Genomic DNA, 17,884 nt, shown 5'->3' with positions numbered 1-17,884 from the left:
CGGGGCTAGTACCCCTCGCCGTACTCCGCGGTGACCAGGATGGGCAGGTGGTCGGAATTTCCGCGCGGCAGCGTTTCCACGCTGGCGATGTCCAGGCCCAGCGACGTAGCGAAGTCAAAATGGCCCTTGAACACCTTGTACCGGGTGTAGGTCCGCCGGTTGCTCAGGGAGAGGGCGTAGCCGGAGTTCTTCATGTGCATGTCCAGGTTCTTGGTGAAAAACGGGTAGTTGAAGTCGCCCACCATCAGGGTCATCAGGCCCCTTCCCATGCTCAGGAGTTCCGCATGGGCGGCGTGGATCTGCTTCCGCCGCAATGAGTTCGACGCCGTCAACGGGGCAGCATGAAAGGAGCCGATCACCAGTTCATGCTGTGTTTCGGTGTCCATCACCCGGGTGCCGATCAGCCGCTCGTGTGCCGGCGCCAGCACCCTGTCATGCATCGATTTCTTCAACGCGAAGGACTGCGTGTCCAGGGCGGTGAAGCGGCTGGTGCGGTAGTAGATGGCCAGCCCCAGCCGGTTGCCTTTCGTGGCATCCGCGAGGTGCAGGGGCCCAAGGGTTTCCGGGAGGTCGCTGGCATCCACTTCCTGGAGGCACAGCGCATCGATGTCATGGTTCCGGGCCAGGGCGAGGAGCTCGCCGCTGGCCTTGTGCTTGCGGAGGTTGTAGCTGATGACGCGCATGAAACACCTCTTTTGAGGGTTGCTGACAGGACCAGTTCCTTACTCTAGTCCGATTGCTCCCTGCACCCTCCAACATTTCGCCGCCTGCGCCGCCGTGCCGCGCCATGTCCCCGGGAGATAGAGTTAGTGGCAATTCACTGAATTTCCGTAAGGGGCCAGCCTTGACCGCAGACCTGCCTGAACTCGCCGAAGGCAATTTCTACTACCAGGACCTGGGCGGCGCCCGCTTCCGGTCCACCATCCACGCCCAGGGCGCCTGGAACGCCCACGAACAGCACATGGCCCCGGCATCGGGCCTCATGGCGGACGTGCTTGAACGGCACCAACCGCGGGACGACATGCGGATGGCCCGCATCAGCTACGAGATCCTCGGGCTGATTCCCGGCGGGGAGTTCCGGATCGACACCACCACGCTGCGTCCCGGCAAAACCATCGAACTGGTCCAGGCGGAACTGGTGGCCGGCGGGCGCACCGCCATCCGCGCCACGGGGTGGCGCATGCTGACCAGTGATACCGCCGGCGTTGCGGCCGTCGAGGACGCCGCCATCCCCGGCCCGGACGAATGCAAGCCGTACGACGGCGCGGCCGTCTGGCCCGGTGGCTACATCCGCTCCCTCGAAATGAGGGTGGCCGAGGGACACCGCCCCGGAGCCGGCAAAGTGTGGCTCCGCACCGACCACCCGCTGACCAGCGCCGCCGACAGCGGCGACCTTGCCCGGCTCACGGGCCTGGTCGATACAGCCAACGGCATTGCCGCCCGGGTTCCGCCGGGAAAGGGCAGTTACGCGTTCCCCAACCTGGACCTGCAGATCCACATGTACCGCCGCCCCCAGGGGGAATGGCTGGGACTGGACAACGCCGTTTCCTTCGGCAGTGACGGGATCGGGCTGACATCCACCGTGCTCCACGACCTGCAGGGCCCCTTCGGCCGGGCCGAACAGATCCTGACACTGCGCAAATCCTGACCCCTCCCGGCTATGGCGCGGCCATATATCGCTGAGTATCGTTGTATATCGTTCGCGATTGGCAAAGGAGTTCATCATGCGTGCTTCACACCCTGCAGGCGGATTTGGCGGGAACAACCTCGACGGCATGTGGCAGGCCGTCGAGGAGCTGCGTTCCCGGTTTGAGAAGCGGGCCGGTACCCGGGCCGGAAAAGGCGAAGTGCGGGCGGCGGTCCTGGCACTGCTCGCCGAGCAGCCCATGCACGGTTACCAGATCATCCGGGAGATCGAGGAGCGCAGCGGCGGCAGCTGGAAGCCGAGCGCAGGTTCGGTCTACCCGACGCTGCAGCTGCTGGCGGACGAAGGTTCGATCAGTGCCGAGGAATCGAACGGCCGCAAAATCTATTCGCTGACCGAAGCGGGCCGGGAGGAAGCGGCGGCCCACCATGGCTCGGCGCCCTGGGATCCGGCCGGCCCCGTGTCCGGCGGCGTTGCTTCCCTCCCCAAGGCCGGGATCGAACTGGCCCAGGCCGCGGCGCAGGTGGGCCGTACGGGATCCCAGGACCAGGTGCACCAGGCCGTTGCGGTGCTGGATGAGGCCCGCCGCCGCCTGTACGCCATCCTCGCCCAGGACTGAACCGGGTGGCGTCCACGGTCCAGGCGGGGGCCAACCCTCCGCCACCCCTGCGGGAGCACCGCGGGCGCTACCGGAGGATCCTGCGCTTCGCAGCGTGGAACCTTGCCTCCACCTGGTGGTTCGAGCTGTTCCTGCCGCGGGTGGGGCTCGGCTGGATGGCTGCGCGGAGCCGTTCACGGCGGATGCGGCGCTTCGCCCAGCGGTTCCACGACCTGGCCGTGGAACTTGGGGGACTCATGATCAAGGTGGGCCAGTTCCTGTCCTCCCGGCTTGATGTCCTGCCGCCGGAAATCACTAAGGAGCTGGAGGGGCTGCAGGACGAGGTTCCCCCGGTGGCCTTCCCGGCCATCTCGGCCCTCGCAGCCCAGGAACTGGGGACGCCGCTGGAGAGGGTCTTCGCGTCCGTCGATCCCGCCCCCATCGCGGCTGCCTCCCTGGGCCAGGCGCACCGGGCACGCCTGGATACCCTCGATGCCGGGGACACCGGCCTCGATGCCGTGGTCCTGAAGGTGCAGCGGCCGGGCATCGGCGCGATCGTCGACGTCGACCTCGCCGCCCTGCGCAGGGTCGCCGGTTGGCTCAGCCACATCCGGCTCGTTTCCCGCCGGGCGGACATGCCGGCGCTGGTGGAGGAGTTCGCCCAGACCAGCCTGCTGGAAATCGACTACCTGCACGAAGCCGTCAATGCCGAGCGCTTTGCCGCGGACTTCGCCGGTGATAGCCGGGTGGAGGTTCCGGGCGTGGTCTGGGAGCGGACCACCCGCCGGGTGCTTACCCTGGAAGACGTCACGGCCATCAAGATCACGGACGTCCAGTCCCTCCGTGCCGCAGGGATCGATCCAGCAACCGTGGCGCCGGTGTTCGCGTCCATCATGTTCGACCAGCTGTTCACCAACGGCTTCTTCCACGCCGACCCGCATCCCGGGAACATCTTTGTCACCCCGGTCCCGCCAGGGGACGGGGAACTGCCCTGGAAGCTGACGTTCATCGACTTCGGCATGATGGGAGAGGTGACCCCTTCCACGCGCAGCGGGCTCCGGAAGCTGCTGATCGCGGCCGCAGCCCGGGACGGGAAGGGCCTGGTGGGGGCCATCAATGATGTGGGCGTCCTGATGCCGTCCGCGGACAGCGTTGGACTGGAGCGCGCCATGACGCAGCTCTTTGCCCGTTTCGGCGGCAAAGGCTTCGCCGAACTCCGGGAAGTGGACCCGCGCGAGTTCCGTGACTTTGCGGTGGAGTTCGGTGACGTGGTCCGCTCGTTGCCGTTCCAGCTGCCGGAAAACTTCCTCCTCATCATCCGGGCCATGTCCCTCACCTCCGGAGTGTGCAGTGCGTTGGACGAGCGTTTCAACCTCTGGGACTCGGTGGAGCCGTACGCCGCCCGGCTGCTGCGGAACGAGCGGGGCAACCTGGTGCAGGACGCGGCCCGGCAGGCCATCGACGCCGCCGCTGTTGCCTTCCGCCTCCCCGGCCGGCTGGACGCCCTGGCAGGACGGCTGGAGGAGGGATCGCTGCAGGTAGCCGTACCACGCCTGGAACGCCAGGCGGCCCGGCTGGACAGGGCCGTGCGCCGCGCGGCGTCCGCCCTGGTCTTCGGAGCCCTGCTGCTCGCCGGGGCAGTGGTCCGGCCCGACGACCTTGCCCTGGGGAATGCGCTGATGACCGCATCGGCCGTTCCGCTGCTTCACGCCCTGTGGGTGGGGCGCCGGGGGCGTTAAGGCCGCCGCCGCCGTCGGGCGTAACCTAGGGGTGGCCTGCCCATTGGCAGGCGCTGAACCCGTCGCCACCGTAGCTGTCGACGCTGAATGCCTGGGAGCCCCGCACTATGCACCACACCGGTACCGGATCCAGCGCGCTTACCGTGGTGCGGCAGGATGTGTCGCTCGGCGCTGGCCGTGACCTCGAATTCGGGCTGGAGCTGCTGGCGAGGGCACGAAGCGGCGGTTTGGGGCCCACCCTGCGGCTGTACCGGCCCGCGCCCACGGTGGCGTTCGGGCAGCGGGACACCCGGCTGCCGGGTTTCGAGGCCGCCGCCCAGGCCTGCCGCGATCATGGGTTCGAACCCCTGGTCCGGAGGGCCGGCGGACGCGCGGCCGCCTACCACCGGGGCAGCCTGGTGGTGGACCACATTGAGCCGGACGCGGACGCCGTCGCCGGATCCAAGGCCCGGTTCGGGTGCTTCGGAGGGCTGTTTGCGGAGGCGCTGCAGAACGTAGGCGTGCAGGCGGCGGTGGGGGAGATCCCCGGCGAGTACTGTCCCGGCGAGTTCAGCGTCCACGGAACCGATGCCATGGACAGTTCCCGCAGGATAAAACTGGTGGGCACCGCCCAGCGGGTGGTCTCCGGTGCATGGCTCTTCAGCTCGGTGATCGTGGTGGAGGACTCCGCCCCGATCCGCAAGGTCCTTACCGACAGCTACGCGGCGCTGGGCCTGGACTGGGATCCTGCCACCGCCGGCGCCGCCAATGACCTGGTGCCGGGTTTGGACGTGGCCGCCGTTGAGCAGGCCCTCCTGGAAACGTATGCGGGCCATGCCACCCTGGAAACTGCTTCCTTCAGCAGCCTGGGGGCATGACCCGCATCAATTGGTGCGCGGCCGGTCAGGCGGCCAGGCGGCTCTTGACCTCGGCGGCGGACGGGTTGGTGGCCGCGCTGCCGTCCGGGAAGAGGACCGTGGGGACGGTGCGGTTGCCGCCGTTCAGCTGCTCCACGAGTTCGGCAGTTCCGTCCACCTCTTCGATGTTGATCTCGGTGTAGCCGATCCCCTGGGCGTCCAGCTGCTTCTTGAGCCGGTTGCAGTAGCCGCACCACGTGGTGGAAAACATGGTGATGGTGCCGGATTCGGGAGTGAAGTCCACAGGGATCTCCTATACGTCGCTTGAAAGGTTTCCTTACTGTCAACCGTAGCGCGGCGGCCGGTATTCCCCGGCGTCCAAAGGCTGCTGCGGTGCCCGGATGACAGTTTGTGGCGGCCGGTGGCAAGCTGGTGCCATGTGTGGACGCTACGTAATGGCACGGGCCGTGGGGGACCTCCTGGCCGAGTTCGACGCCGAAATCGAAGATGAGGTGAGCATCCCGCCGTCGTGGAATGTTGCACCCACTGACCCCGTCCCGATCGTGCTGGAGCGGCTGGTGGATGACAGTGCCGCGCCCCGCCAGGCGCGCCAGCTGCATGTGGCGCGCTGGGGCCTGGTTCCGTCCTGGGCCAAGGACCCGAAAATTGGTTCGGGCATGATCAACGCCCGCAGCGAAACTGTGCTGGAGAAGCCTGCCTTCCGCAAGGCCGTCCAGTCCCGCCGCTGTGCCGTCCCGGCCGACGGCTACTACGAATGGAAGCAAGGCCCGGGGAAGTCGAAGCAGCCGTACTACGTGCATCCCGGTGGGGACCGTGGCCTGGCCTTCGCCGGCCTGTATGAGTGGTGGAAGGACCCGTCCGTACCGGAGGGGGAGCCGGGCCGCTGGCTGCTGTCCACCTCGATCCTGACGGCGGACACCCCTCCGCCCGGGGCGGAATCCACCATTTTCGGGAAGCTGACCGAACTCCACGACAGGGTGCCGCTGCCCATGGATAAGTCCACCATGGAAGCCTGGCTGGACCCGCAGGCGGATGATGCCGCCGCGCTGGTTGACCTGGTGCGGTCAGGGGTTAAGGACGCCGCTGCGGACTGGCGCGTGGAATCCGTAGGCAAGGACGTGGGCAACGTCCGGAACAACGGCCCGGAACTCATCCGCCCGGTGGAAGCTCTGTTCTAGCAGCCCGGCGCAGGGTGTACTGCCCTCAAACGGTGACCGAACCGGCGTCGTCCACCGTCCAGGTGGGGTTGTATGCCACTTCCCAGCGAAAACCGTCGGGATCGGCAAAGTACCCGGTATAGCCGCCCCAGGCCTTGGTGACGGGCTCGGCAATAATGGCGGCACCAGCGGCCGCGGCCTGTTCCATGACGCTGTCCACCTCTTCGGGGCTTCCCAGGTTGTGGCTCAGGGTAATGCAGGGGATCCCGTCCGGGCGGCCGGTCACGGCTTCGGCCTGCATCTGGCGGGCATCCCAGAGCGAAAGCACCAGGCCGTGGTTCACCTGGATGAACACCACTTCCCCGGCGACTTCGCGGTGGACCGGCCAGCCGAGGCCGTCAACGTAGAAAGCACGGGACTCCTCGACGCTGCGAACACCGAGGGAAATAAAGTCGACTCTGGGCTCCATGCTTCGATAGTGTCAGATGATGGCGACAATTCAAGGAAACGACCGGGATGCCCGCGCCGACAGGGAACAGCTCGCTGCGGTCCGGGTTGCCGTTGACGAAGTCGATGACCAGATCGTTACCCTGATCGCCCGCCGCGAGCGGCTGATCAGGATCGCCGGCACGCTGAAGGGCGATGACGCGGAGGTGCGTGCCCCCGGCCGCGTAGAGCGGATTATTGAACATGTGCGGTCCGCTGCGGAGAAAAAGGACATCGACCCGGACATCGTTGAAGCAACCTACCGGGCCATGATCTCCGCATTCATTGAACTTGAACTGCGGATCCACAAAGAAAACAGCTGAGGAAGGCTAAAGCGCTTCCTCCACCGGCACCCCGTGCTGGAACTCCCGCCCGTCCGCCTCGCTGAAGGCTGACAGGACATGTCCCTTCCCGAGGCCATTCAAGGCCGTCATGGGAAAGCTTCCGGTGATGCTGTTCTCCGAATGGGACACTCCGGAAAGATCGAAATCCTCCTCGATTCCCTGGTCCCGGTTGAACGAGTAGCAGGCTATGGCCTCCCCGTTCATGAACTCAATGCACAGCCGGCGCTGCGCTGAAAAATCGGGCGAGGCTCCCATCAAACCCACCACGTAGGCGCCCGAGCCCGGAATGGTGCCGTCGATATCGAACGTGGCAACCAGGGTGGAGTCCTGTGTCTTGATGCTGGCCTGCTTCAGGAGTGCGTCATCGGTACTCATGCCAACATCCTGCTCCCTGCCGCACGCCCCGTCCACCCCCGCCTATGTTTTGGTGAGAACCCGGCGTAGACTGAATTTATTCGAATACATGTTCGAATCACGTTGTGATGGGTTAGGTCCGGGAGGTGCGCATGGGCATGTTCAGCGAATCTGTTGACGTGGCGTGTGCCCCCACAGGTGAGCCGGAATCCTTGGTATGGGCAGGTGTGTCCTATACCGTCTGCGCAGAACCCGTCCGCTGGTACGAACGCCGGCAGTGGTGGGCTGAGGACAGCAGGGCTCCCCTGGGCAGCGGGCCCGGAGTGGTGGACCACGAAATCTGGCGGGTCCAGGTGCTGCCCGCCCGGGGTGCCGCCCGTTCCGCCGCGGCACAGGAACCGCCCGGGGCAGAAGTCCTGACCCTTGACCTTTCCCGCCATCTCCGCAGCAACCGGTGGCGGCTGGTGCGGATCCATGACGCCCTTCACCCCAAGACTGCCTGACCCGGAACACTATGAGCTTTACCCACTTGCACGTTTCCACGGCATTCAGCGCCCATTACGGAGTTTCCTGGCCGGAGGAACTGGCCATGGCTGCCGCTGCCGATGGCGCCACGGCCCTCGCCTGCACCGACCGGGACGGCCTGTACGGCACCATCAAGCACCTCAAAGCCTGTATGGCGGCGGGCATCGACCCCATCGTAGGCGTGGACCTGGCGGTATTTGACGACGACGGCGATCACCGCACCCAGGTTGCAGGCAGGGTGGTGGTGCTGGCCAGGGGGCAGAATAACGGTGCCGGGTACCGCGCCTTGTGCCGGCTGGTTTCCGATGCGCACGCGAGGACCTCCGGGAAAGCCGGGGGAGCGGTACCCACCGCGGTGACCCGTGCCGAGCTGGCCTCCCGCACCCTCGACCCCCACACCCTCAAACCGGTGCTGACGGTGCTGATCGGCCCGGACTCGGACGTCGGCCGGGCCATGGGCGGCCGGCGCTACCTGCGTCCCAGGACCCTGTTCAAGCAATGGCTTGACGCAATGCCCGCCGGAACTGTGGTGGCGGAGATCGTCTCCCAACTCAGTGCGCCGGGCAGTCCTTTCAGCACGGCGCACGCTGTGCGCATGCTACGGCTCGCGGAGGAACACCATGTTCCGGCAGTCCTCACCAACGCCGTCCGGTATTGCGCAGCCGATGGTGCACCGACCGCGGATGTCCTTGACTCCGCGCGGACTTTGAAGTCCCTCCCGGAACTTGTAGGGGAGCCACTCCTGCAACCCACGGGCCAGGGATGGCTGAAATCAGCGGATCAAATGCTGGGCCTTGGTAAGGAAATCATCTCCGCCGCCGGTTATGGTGCCGCAGACCTCAAGCAGTTGATGGCGCAGACCGAGGCGCTCGCCGACCTCTGCCGGATCGACCCCGCCACTGATATGGGATGGAAACAGCCAGTGGTGCCGGAAGCTGCCGTCATCGGCATCAACCAGGATCCCCACACGGAGCTCCTCCAGCGCTGCCATGCCGGAATCGGCAGGCGGTTCCCGGGCATCGGCGGTACGGCGGAGCGGGACATGATGGCCCGTTTGGACCATGAACTGGGGATCATCCAGAACCTGGGCTTCTCCTCCTATTTCCTCACTGTTGCGGAGGTCTCCAGGATGATCCAGGACATGGGAGTCCGGGCGGCTGCCAGGGGATCGGGGGCATCAAGCCTGGTCAACTACCTGATAGACGTCAGCCATGTGAACCCCCTCCAGCATGACCTGATCTTTGAACGCTTCCTCTCCAACGACCGCGCCACCCTCCCGGACATTGACATCGACGTCGAAAGTGCCGAGCGGCACAACGTCTACCACAGGATCTTCGAGCGCTTCGGCTCCGAGCGTGTAACCCTCATGAGCATGCAGAACGGATACCGGGCCCGTGGTGCAGTCCGCGACGCCGGGCTGGCGCTGGGCATGGACGATGGCGAGGTGGGGGAGATTGCCAAGCAGCTGTGGCGGTTCTCAGCGCGGAAATTCCGTGAAGCCCTGCAGGAAAAACCCGAACTGCGGGAATTTGCCGGAAGGGTGGAGCAGTCCGATGCGCAGGGAAACCAGCAACTTGACCTGCTGGTAGACCTGACCGAACGCCTTGACCGGCTGCCCCGCCACATATCCATGCACCCATGTGGGGTGATCCTGGGCGATGCCACGCTGCTGGACCGCACACCCGTCCAGCCAAGCGGGCTTGGCCTGCCCATGAGCCAGTTCGACAAACATGACATGGACCCCATGGGCATGCTCAAACTCGATATCCTGGGTGTCCGTATGCAAAGCGCCATGGCATTTGCCGTCCGGGAAATCATCAGGATCCACCCCTCAAAGGAAGAAGTGGTGGAGGCTGGGAACCACCCCATTGGACCTTTTGGTTCGGGGCCGGATTACATTGCCGGCAACGGCCGGATCGACCTGAACGCCGTCCCCCTCGACGACGAAGCCACCTATGAGCTGATCAGGAGCACGCACACCCTTGGCTGCTTCCAGATCGAATCCCCCGGACAACGTGAATTGATCGGCAAGATGGCGCCACGGGAGTTCAACGACCTCATCATCGACATTTCACTGTTCCGCCCGGGGCCCATGAAATCGGACATGGTGCGGCCCTTCCTGGAACACCGGCACGGGTTCGCCCCCGAGGTTTACCCGCACCCGGATCTCAAACCAGTGCTGCAGGAAACCCATGGGGTCACGGTTTTCCACGAGCAGATCCTGAAGACCCTGGATGTCATGACCGGGTGCGGGCTGGCCAAAGCCGATGAATTCCGCAGGGCGTTGAGCAACGAAGCCGGTGAAGCCAGGGTGGAAGAGTACTTCCGGCGCCATGCCAAAGCCAAGGGGTATGCCCCTGAAGTGGTGGACAAGGTGTGGGGGACATTGAAGTCTTTTGCCAGTTTCGGTTTTTGCAAGGCCCACGGTGCTGCCTTCGCCGTCCCCACCTACCAGTCCGCCTGGCTGAAGACACACCACCCCGAAGCTTTCCTCGCAGGCTTGTGGGAGCACGACCCCGGCATGTATCCCAAACGGCTGCTGGTGGCCGAAGCCCGCCGGCTGGGTATTCCCATCCTTCCCCTGGACATCAACCGAAGCAAAGCAGAATACCGCGTGGAGCGGATCGCGTCAGGCACGGATGCCGGCCGGCTCGGAATCCGGCTCAGCCTGAACGGAATCTACGGTCTGTCTGCTGCAGAACTGAAACGGATCGTCGCCGGCCAGCCTTACGACTCACTGGCGGACCTTCGGGCGCGCTCGCGGCTGAGCAAGCCCAGCATCAGGCGCCTTGCGCAACTGGGGGCTTTTGATTCCCTGCACCGGGAAGCCGGAGGCCCTGCCAACCGCGCGGACCTGGTGCACCATCTGCAGCAGCTCCAAACAGCAAAGACAGGAAAGAAAGGCATTGAGGTCCTGGATGGGCAGCTGTCCCTTCCCCTGGGCGACATCGAACTGCGGAATATCAAACCTGGGCTTCCAGCCCCCACCCTGGTCGAAAATGTCAGGGCGGAACTTGATCTCATGGCGGTGGATGTCAGTACCCACCTGATGGAAAGCCACAGGCCACTGCTGGAAAAGCTGGGCGTCACCACTGCCGACAAACTCCTCGGCCTCCGCAACGGTACTGAGGTCCTGGTGGCAGGGGTTCGGGTTGCCACCCAGACGCCGCCGATGCGCGGCGGAAGGCGGGTGGTGTTCATCAGCATCGACGACGGCACCGGCTGCGTGGATTCGGTGTTCTTCCACGAGGCACAGGAAAGCGCCGGACCGCTTTTGTTTGGTACCCGCCTGCTGCTGATCCGTGGAACCACCCGAAGGACCGGTCCCAGGGGCATCAGCATCAGCGCGAGCATGGCGTGGGACCTGAGCCGTACGGAGAGCCTGCCCTTCCCGGAATCCGCCACAGAGCCCACTCCTGTGGCCGGCCATGAGGCCGTCGAAGATGGGCCGCATCCGCTGGATGGCATCACCAGGACGCTGGCGATCACCGGGTTCAACGGGTGAGGGCTCTGTCCCAGCCCCAGTGTGCCGCGTTGGTCGCCCCATACCGGAACCGATAGCATTGACGGTGGCTGGCTGTGGTCCCCGTATGCCACAAGCTATGAAGCCTTAACTTTGAATAGGAGACACCCGTGTCAGATGCCCAGCAGATCACCCTTCTCGTCGATGGCGAAGAGACCAAGGTGACTACCGGGACAACCGGTGCGGAACTCTTCTTTGAGCGCCGTGATGTTGTTGTGGCCCGCGTCAACGGCGAGCTGAAGGACCTTGACCAGGAACTGCCCGAAGGCGCCGAGGTGGAGGGCGTCACCATTGATTCGCCCGACGGCCTGAACGTCCTGCGCCACTCCACAGCCCACGTGATGGCGCAGGCAGTGCAGCAGCTGCGTCCCGACGCCAAGCTCGGCATCGGCCCTTACATCACCGACGGCTTCTACTTCGACTTCGACGTCGCCGAGCCTTTCACCCCCGAGGATCTCAAGACCCTCGAAAAGATGATGCTGAAAATCGTCAACCAGAACCAGAAGTTCGTCCGGCGCGTGGTCAGCGAGGAAGAGGCCCGCGAAGCCATGAAGAACGAGCCCTACAAGCTCGAACTCCTGGGCAAGAAGAACGAGGCCGCCGAAGCCGGGGAGGGCGTGAACGTCGAGGTCGGCGCCGGCGACATCACCATCTACGACAACGTCGAGCGCAAGGAAGGCACCACGGTGTGGTGCGACCTCTGCCGTGGCCCGCACCTGCCCAACACCAAGCTCATCTCAAACGCCTTTGCCCTGACCCGTTCGTCGTCTGCCTACTGGCTGGGCAACCAGAAGAACCAGCAGCTCCAGCGCATCTACGGCACCGCGTGGCCCACCAAGGACGCCCTGAAGGCGTACCAGGAGCGCATCGCAGAGGCGGAGCGCCGCGACCACCGCAAGCTCGGCTCCGAACTGGACCTGTTCTCCTTCCCTGACGAACTCGGATCCGGCCTTCCCGTCTTCCACCCCAAGGGCGGGATCATCCGCAAGGAGATGGAGGATTACTCGCGCCAGCGCCACGTCGAAGCCGGCTACGAGTTCGTCTACACCCCGCACATCACCAAGGGACACCTGTACGAGGTCTCGGGCCACCTGGACTGGTACAGGGACGGCATGTTCCCCCCGATGCACGTGGACCCTGAACTCAACGAGGACGGCACCGTCCGCAAGCCCGGGCAGGACTACTACCTGAAGCCGATGAACTGCCCCATGCACAACCTCATCTTCCGTTCCCGCGGCCGGTCCTACCGCGAACTGCCCCTGCGGCTGTTCGAATTCGGCTCGGTGTACCGGTACGAGAAGTCCGGCGTGGTGCACGGCCTCACCCGTGTCCGGGGCATGACACAGGACGACGCCCACATCTACTGCACCCGCGGGCAGATGAAGGACGAGCTCACCAAGACCCTGACCTTCGTCCTGGACCTGCTCAAGGACTACGGGCTTAACGACTTCTACCTGGAGCTGTCCACCAAGGACCCCGAGAAGTACGTCGGCGACGACGCCACCTGGGAGGAAGCCACCGCCACCCTCGCCGAAGTGGCCCAGGAATCCGGGCTGGAGCTGGTGCCCGATCCGGGCGGAGCCGCCTTCTACGGTCCCAAGATTTCCGTGCAGGCCAAGGATGCCCTGGGCCGCACCTGGCAGATGTCCACCATCCAGCTGGACTTCAACCTGCCCGAGCGCTTCGAACTCGAGTACCAGGCCGCCGATGGCAGCCGCCAGCGCCCGGTGATGATCCACCGTGCACTTTTCGGATCGGTGGAACGCTTCATGGGCGTCCTCACCGAGCACTACGCCGGGGCCTTCCCCGCGTGGCTGGCCCCGGTCCAGGTCGTGGGCATCCCCGTGGCGGAGGCGTTCAACGACTACATGTTCGACGTCGTAGGCCAGCTCAAGGCGGCGGGTATCCGTGCCGAGGTGGACACCACCTCGGACCGCTTTCCCAAGAAGATCCGCACCGCCAGCAAGGACAAGATCCCGTTCGTTCTCATCGCCGGCGGGGACGACGCCGAGGCGGGCGCTGTGTCATTCCGCTTCCGCGACGGAAGCCAGGACAACGGTGTGCCCGTCGCGGAAGCGGTCAAGCGGATCACCGAAGCCGTCCGCAACCGGACCAGCTAGCCGAACGGAAGCAGCACAGTGCAGGAGAACACAGGCGCAGGATATCCGGGCGATGCCGGCGTTACCGACGACTTTGCCCTCGCCGGTGTCCCGGACGCCTTCCAGCGCCTGTGGACTCCGCACCGCATGGCCTACATTAAGGGCGGCCAGCACCAGTTCAAGAATGAGGACGACTGCCCGTTCTGTGTCGGCCCCTCCCGCACTGACGAGGAAGCGTTGATTGTCTACCGCGGCCGGACCTGCTACGTGGTGCTGAACCTGTTCCCCTATAACCCGGGCCACCTTCTGGTTTGCCCCTATCGGCACATCCCGGATTTCACAGACCTCACGGTCGAGGAAACAGCTGAGTTCAGCGAACTCACCCAGACTGCCATGCGGGTCCTCCGAAAGGTCTCCAATCCCGGCGGCTTCAACCTTGGCATGAACCAGGGTGTGGTTGGGGGTGCGGGAATCTCCGCACACCTGCACCAGCACATTGTGCCGCGCTGGGGCGGGGACGGGAACTTCTTCCCCATCATTGCGCAGACCAAAGCCATTACCCAGACCCTTGACGAGGTCCGGCAGCAAGTGGCTGATGCCTGGCCCGGGGAGTCGGATGCTGAATAGGCATGCCCGCGGTTTCTTCACCGCGCTGTTCACCCCGCTGGCCCGCTGGCTCCTGAAAATCGGCGTGTCCCCGGACACGGTAACCATTCTCGGAACCGCAGGAGTTGCCGCCGGAGCCCTGGTTTTCTACCCGCTGGGCCAGCTTTTCTGGGGGACAGTCTTCATCACCGCCTTCATCTTTTCCGATGTCCTGGACGGCATCATGGCCAGGATGCAGGACGTCAAGAGCCGCTGGGGAAACTTCCTCGACTCCACCCTTGACCGCATCGCCGACGGCGCCCTCTTTGCCGGGGTGTCCGTATGGTTCTTCACCGGTGGCAACAATGGGGCCATCGCCGTCTGCGCCCTGCTGTGCCTGGTGCTGGGCATGGTTGTCTCATACGCCCGTGCCAAGGCAGAGTCGCTGGGGTTCACCGCCAACGTCGGCATCGCAGAACGGGCCGAACGCCTGGTTTCGGTGCTGGTGGTTACCGGCCTTACCGGACTGGGCCTGCCGGCTGTGGTGCTCCTGGCTACCCTGGTCCTCCTGGCGGCAGCGAGCTTCGTCACCGTGGTGCAGCGCGTACTGTCGGTGCGCCGGCAGGCCCTGGCGGAGCCGACGCCCGCTGATTAAGCATGATTAAGCCTGCCGTGCGGCGGGGGACTAGTATATAAGTGCCCGGTCAAGCGACCCGGCAACCCGTGCGTGCACTTCCGGCAGCTGCCGCCGCATGCCCGGCGAAGATCATCTGTCTACCCATAGGGGTTTTTGTGTCTACACCTGATGTAAGCAACGAGGCCGGTTCGTCCGCGAGCAGCGTCACGGGCAGCAGCCGCGTGAAGCGTGGCATGGCCGAGATGCTCAAGGGCGGCGTCATCATGGACGTCGTCAACGTCGAGCAGGCCCGCATCGCCGAAGACGCCGGTGCCGTGGCAGTCATGGCGCTGGAGCGTGTTCCGGCCGATATCCGCGCCCAGGGCGGCGTGTCCCGCATGTCCGATCCCGACATGATCGACCAGATCATTGACGCCGTGTCCATCCCGGTCATGGCCAAGGCCCGCATCGGCCACTTCGTCGAGGCCCAGGTCCTGCAGTCCCTCGGTGTCGACTACATCGACGAGTCCGAGGTCCTGACCCCGGCCGACTACGTCAACCACATCGACAAGTGGAACTTCAAGGTTCCCTTCGTCTGCGGTGCCACCAACCTCGGTGAGGCCCTGCGCCGCATCAACGAGGGCGCGGCCATGATCCGCTCCAAGGGCGAAGCCGGCACCGGCGATGTCTCCAACGCCACAGGCCACATGCGCAAGATCCGCTCGGAGATCGCCCGGCTGTCCTCCCTGCCCGAGGACGAGCTGTACGTCGCCGCCAAGGAACTGCAGGCCCCGTACGAACTGGTCAAGGAAGTCGCCGCGGCCGGCAAGCTGCCCGTTGTCCTGTTCACCGCCGGCGGCATCGCCACCCCCGCTGACGCTGCCATGATGATGCAGCTCGGCGCCGACGGCGTGTTCGTCGGCTCCGGCATCTTCAAGTCCGGCAACCCCGCCCAGCGCGCCGCCGCCGTTGTGAAGGCCACTACCTTCTTCGACGACCCCGACGTCATCGCCAAGGCCTCCCGCGGGCTCGGCGAAGCCATGGTGGGCATCAACGTCGACGAAATCCCCCAGCCGCACCGCCTCGCAGAACGCGGCTGGTAATTCCCTCCTCGCCCAAGTAATGACGACGCCGGCTCCTCACCTCTTTTGGTGGGGGCCGGCGTCGTTCTTTTAAGCAGTAGTGGCTATTCCAGGCCGCGGCGCTTCAGCAGCGGGTCCAGGCGCGCTTCGCGGCCCCTCAGGATCCGGAAGGATTCCAGCGGGTCCCGGCTGTTGCCGCGGCTGAGCAGTTCCCGCCGGAAGCGTTCGCCGTTGGTTCTGGCCAGGCCGCCGTTTTCCGTGAACCAGTCGACCGTTTCGGCATCCAGCACCTCGCTCCAGATGTAGGAGTAGTAGCCCGCCGCGTATCCGGCGCCGGAGAAGATGTGCTGGAAGTAGCCCGTCCGGTAGCGGGGCGGGATCAGTGGGTGCGAGATCCCCGCCGCAGCCAGGGCCTTCGCCTCAAACTCCAGCGCATCATCCGGAACGTTGCCCGGTTCCAGCGTGTGCCACGCCAGGTCCAGGAGGGCCGCGCCCAGGTACTCGGTGGTGGCAAACCCTTCGCCCCAGAGCCGGGATTCCTCCAGCCGGTCCACCACGTCCTGCGGCAGCGGTTCGCCGGTGACGTGGTGCCGGGCATAGTTGGACAACACCTCCGGCCACATAATCCACATTTCGTTGACCTGGGAGGGGTACTCCACGAAGTCCCGCGGCACGGAGGTGCCGGAGAACCGGGGGTAGGTGACGTTGGAAAACAGGCCGTGCAGCGCATGGCCGAACTCGTGGAACAGGGTCCGCAGCTCATCCAGGGTGAGGAGTGTCGGTTCGCCCGCCGGCGGCTTGGAAATGTTGAGCGTATTGGTCACCACGGGCCGGGTGCCCAGCAGCCACGACTGGTCCACGAGCGAGTTCATCCACGCTCCGCCGCGCTTGGATTCACGCGAGTAGTAGTCGCCGAGGAAGAGCCCCAGCCCGGTTCCGTCCCCATCCCGGACTTCCCAGATCCGGACATCCGGGTGGTAGGCCTTGAGGTCGGGCCGCTCGTGGAATGTGATCCCGTACAGCGCAGTGGCGGCAAAGAACACTCCATCCGTGATGACCCGGTCCAGCTCCAAGTACGGACGCAGTGCCTGTTCATTAACTTCGTATTTTTCGCGACGTACCTTTGCCGAATAGTAGGCCCAATCCCAGGCTTCCAGTGGATGCCCTGCGACGTCCGCAAGGGCCGCGGCCTCAGCGTCGGCGTTGCGGACAGCCGCCGGCGCCATCCGGCCCAGCATCGTTTGCACTGCCTCGAAATCCGGCGCCGTCTGTCGGTCGGCCACAAGTTCGGCGTAGTTCGCGAAACCCAGCAGTTGGGCCTTTTCGGCCCGCAACCCGGCCATGTCCCTGGCGAGATCCAGGACATCCAGGTGTCCGCCTCCACTGCCCCTTCCCACGGATGCCTCGAACAGGCGACGGCGGACGTCCCGGTTCTCGAGCGAGGCCAGGGCAGGCTGGTTGCCGGGCTGGATCAGCGTGACCAAGTACTTGCCCCCGTGCCCGGCGGCGCGGGCTGCCTCAGCGGCACTGGCGACGTCGTCAGCCGGCAGGCCCGCGAGCTCGCCGGCATCCTCCACCAGCAGCGCCGCGGATTTCATCCCCTTCTTGACCCGCTGGCCGAACTCCGTGCCCAGCCGGGCCAAGTCCGCGTTGATGGCCCGCAGCCGCTCCTGGGCCGGTGCATCGAGCTGGATCCCGGATTGGCGGAACTCCTTGAGGTACTCCTCCACCAGCCGGGCCGACTCAGCCTCCAGGTTGACAGTATCGATGGCGGCGAAGCGCTCGTACAGCGCCTTATTGAGGTACACCTCGTCCTGGTGGGCCGAGAAGCGCGGCGAAAGCCCGGTCTCAAGTTCCCGGATCTCCGCAGAGGCGTCCGCTGACACCAGGGTAAAAAACGCTGCGGCTGCCCTGTTGAGGAGCTGCCCGGAGCGTTCCATGGCCAGGGCCGTATTGTCGAAGGTTGCCGGCTGGGAGTTGCCGGTGATGGCCAGGATCTCGGCCAGGTGGGCTGCCAATCCTTCTTCAATGGCGGCGCCGTACATGTCTGCGCTAAGGGCCTCGAAAGGGGGGAGGCCGTAGGGCAGGGGACTGGCGGCCAGGAGCGGGTTGGTCATGGGCTAAACCTTTCACAGCGGGACGCGCTTCTCAATCACATCCACGTGGGCGTGTGCTCCCAGCGGGCATACCTACAATGGCCGCTAGGTGTAATTCCCACTGAGGTTGTGAACGCGGCTGATGGGGGTTTTGCCTCCGATGCCGGTATGGGTTCTG

General features: G+C 65.2%; 17 protein-coding genes. 12 read left to right on the top strand and 5 right to left on the bottom strand.

Annotated elements, in window-relative coordinates; all coding sequences use genetic code 11:
* Positions 1–5: 5 nt before the first annotated feature.
* Positions 6–683, bottom strand: coding sequence for an endonuclease/exonuclease/phosphatase family protein (locus PV772_RS21320; protein ID WP_141160303.1), 678 nt, complete (start codon positions 681–683; stop codon positions 6–8).
* A 161-nt stretch (positions 684–844) separates the two neighbouring features.
* On the opposite strand from PV772_RS21320, the gene PV772_RS21315 reads away from it, so the two are divergent.
* From PV772_RS21315 to PV772_RS21300, 4 genes are all read left to right on the top strand, one after another.
* Entirely contained in the window at positions 845–1,648 is an 804-nt protein-coding gene (locus tag PV772_RS21315) for a thioesterase family protein (RefSeq protein ID WP_141160304.1), read from the top strand.
* Between the two features lie 76 nt (positions 1,649–1,724).
* The gene (locus tag PV772_RS21310; protein ID WP_141181674.1) at positions 1,725–2,264 is read left to right on the top strand and encodes a PadR family transcriptional regulator; all 540 of its coding nucleotides are present in this window, start codon (positions 1,725–1,727) and stop codon (positions 2,262–2,264) included.
* Between the two features lie 5 nt (positions 2,265–2,269).
* Positions 2,270–3,982 (top strand): AarF/UbiB family protein, encoded by a 1,713-nt coding sequence (locus PV772_RS21305; RefSeq protein WP_347887481.1) that lies wholly within the window; start codon positions 2,270–2,272, stop codon positions 3,980–3,982.
* A gap of 107 nt (positions 3,983–4,089) precedes the next feature.
* Entirely contained in the window at positions 4,090–4,839 is a 750-nt protein-coding gene (locus PV772_RS21300; protein WP_347887480.1) for a lipoate--protein ligase family protein, read from the top strand.
* A gap of 25 nt (positions 4,840–4,864) precedes the next feature.
* Here PV772_RS21300 and PV772_RS21295 read toward each other — a convergent pair whose 3' ends face one another.
* Positions 4,865–5,122, bottom strand: a complete 258-nt coding sequence (locus PV772_RS21295; RefSeq protein WP_043454512.1) for a mycoredoxin — start codon at positions 5,120–5,122, stop codon at positions 4,865–4,867.
* Positions 5,123–5,273: 151 nt separating this feature from the next.
* Here PV772_RS21295 and PV772_RS21290 point away from each other — a divergent pair, with 151 nt between their 5' ends.
* On the top strand, positions 5,274–6,017 hold the full coding sequence (locus PV772_RS21290) for an SOS response-associated peptidase (protein WP_347887488.1): 744 nt from the start codon (positions 5,274–5,276) through the stop codon (positions 6,015–6,017).
* A 25-nt stretch (positions 6,018–6,042) separates the two neighbouring features.
* Here PV772_RS21290 and PV772_RS21285 read toward each other — a convergent pair whose 3' ends face one another.
* On the bottom strand, positions 6,043–6,465 hold the full coding sequence (locus PV772_RS21285) for a VOC family protein (RefSeq protein ID WP_347887479.1): 423 nt from the start codon (positions 6,463–6,465) through the stop codon (positions 6,043–6,045).
* 19 nt (positions 6,466–6,484) lie between these two features.
* On the opposite strand from PV772_RS21285, the gene PV772_RS21280 reads away from it, so the two are divergent.
* Positions 6,485–6,805 (top strand): chorismate mutase, encoded by a 321-nt coding sequence (locus PV772_RS21280; RefSeq protein ID WP_168223142.1) that lies wholly within the window; start codon positions 6,485–6,487, stop codon positions 6,803–6,805.
* Between the two features lie 6 nt (positions 6,806–6,811).
* Here PV772_RS21280 and PV772_RS21275 read toward each other — a convergent pair whose 3' ends face one another.
* Positions 6,812–7,201 carry a hypothetical protein gene (locus tag PV772_RS21275; protein ID WP_141160311.1) on the bottom strand — a complete coding sequence of 130 codons (390 nt, stop codon included), beginning with the start codon at positions 7,199–7,201 and terminating at the stop codon, positions 6,812–6,814.
* Between the two features lie 131 nt (positions 7,202–7,332).
* Between PV772_RS21275 and PV772_RS21270 the strand changes: the two genes are divergently transcribed.
* The 6 genes from PV772_RS21270 to pdxS all read left to right on the top strand — a co-directional run bounded on the left by PV772_RS21270 (position 7,333) and on the right by pdxS (position 15,631).
* Positions 7,333–7,683, top strand: coding sequence for a DUF6504 family protein (locus tag PV772_RS21270; protein WP_141160312.1), 351 nt, complete (start codon positions 7,333–7,335; stop codon positions 7,681–7,683).
* Positions 7,684–7,694: 11 nt separating this feature from the next.
* Positions 7,695–11,210, top strand: coding sequence for a DNA polymerase III subunit alpha (dnaE, locus tag PV772_RS21265; protein ID WP_347887478.1), 3,516 nt, complete (start codon positions 7,695–7,697; stop codon positions 11,208–11,210).
* A 128-nt stretch (positions 11,211–11,338) separates the two neighbouring features.
* Positions 11,339–13,348 carry a threonine--tRNA ligase gene (gene thrS / locus PV772_RS21260; protein WP_307356389.1) on the top strand — a complete coding sequence of 670 codons (2,010 nt, stop codon included), beginning with the start codon at positions 11,339–11,341 and terminating at the stop codon, positions 13,346–13,348.
* An 18-nt stretch (positions 13,349–13,366) separates the two neighbouring features.
* Positions 13,367–13,954 (top strand): HIT domain-containing protein, encoded by a 588-nt coding sequence (locus tag PV772_RS21255; protein ID WP_347887477.1) that lies wholly within the window; start codon positions 13,367–13,369, stop codon positions 13,952–13,954.
* A complete protein-coding gene (gene pgsA / locus PV772_RS21250; RefSeq protein WP_347887476.1) occupies positions 13,944–14,567 on the top strand; it encodes a phosphatidylinositol phosphate synthase in 624 nt (207 codons plus the stop codon). Before PV772_RS21255 ends, pgsA begins: the two co-directional genes overlap by 11 nt.
* A 137-nt stretch (positions 14,568–14,704) precedes the next feature.
* A complete protein-coding gene (gene pdxS / locus PV772_RS21245) occupies positions 14,705–15,631 on the top strand; it encodes a pyridoxal 5'-phosphate synthase lyase subunit PdxS (RefSeq protein ID WP_141181666.1) in 927 nt (308 codons plus the stop codon).
* 83 nt (positions 15,632–15,714) lie between these two features.
* On the opposite strand, the gene PV772_RS21240 is transcribed toward pdxS, so the two are convergent.
* Entirely contained in the window at positions 15,715–17,727 is a 2,013-nt protein-coding gene (locus tag PV772_RS21240; protein ID WP_347887475.1) for a M3 family metallopeptidase, read from the bottom strand.
* Positions 17,728–17,884: the final 157 nt, after the last annotated feature.

Origin of the sequence: Pseudarthrobacter sp. CC12 (genome assembly GCF_039907755.1) — a bacterium.
GTDB lineage: Bacteria > Actinomycetota > Actinomycetes > Actinomycetales > Micrococcaceae > Arthrobacter > Arthrobacter niigatensis.
This window is presented reverse-complemented; position numbering and strand designations above follow the sequence as displayed.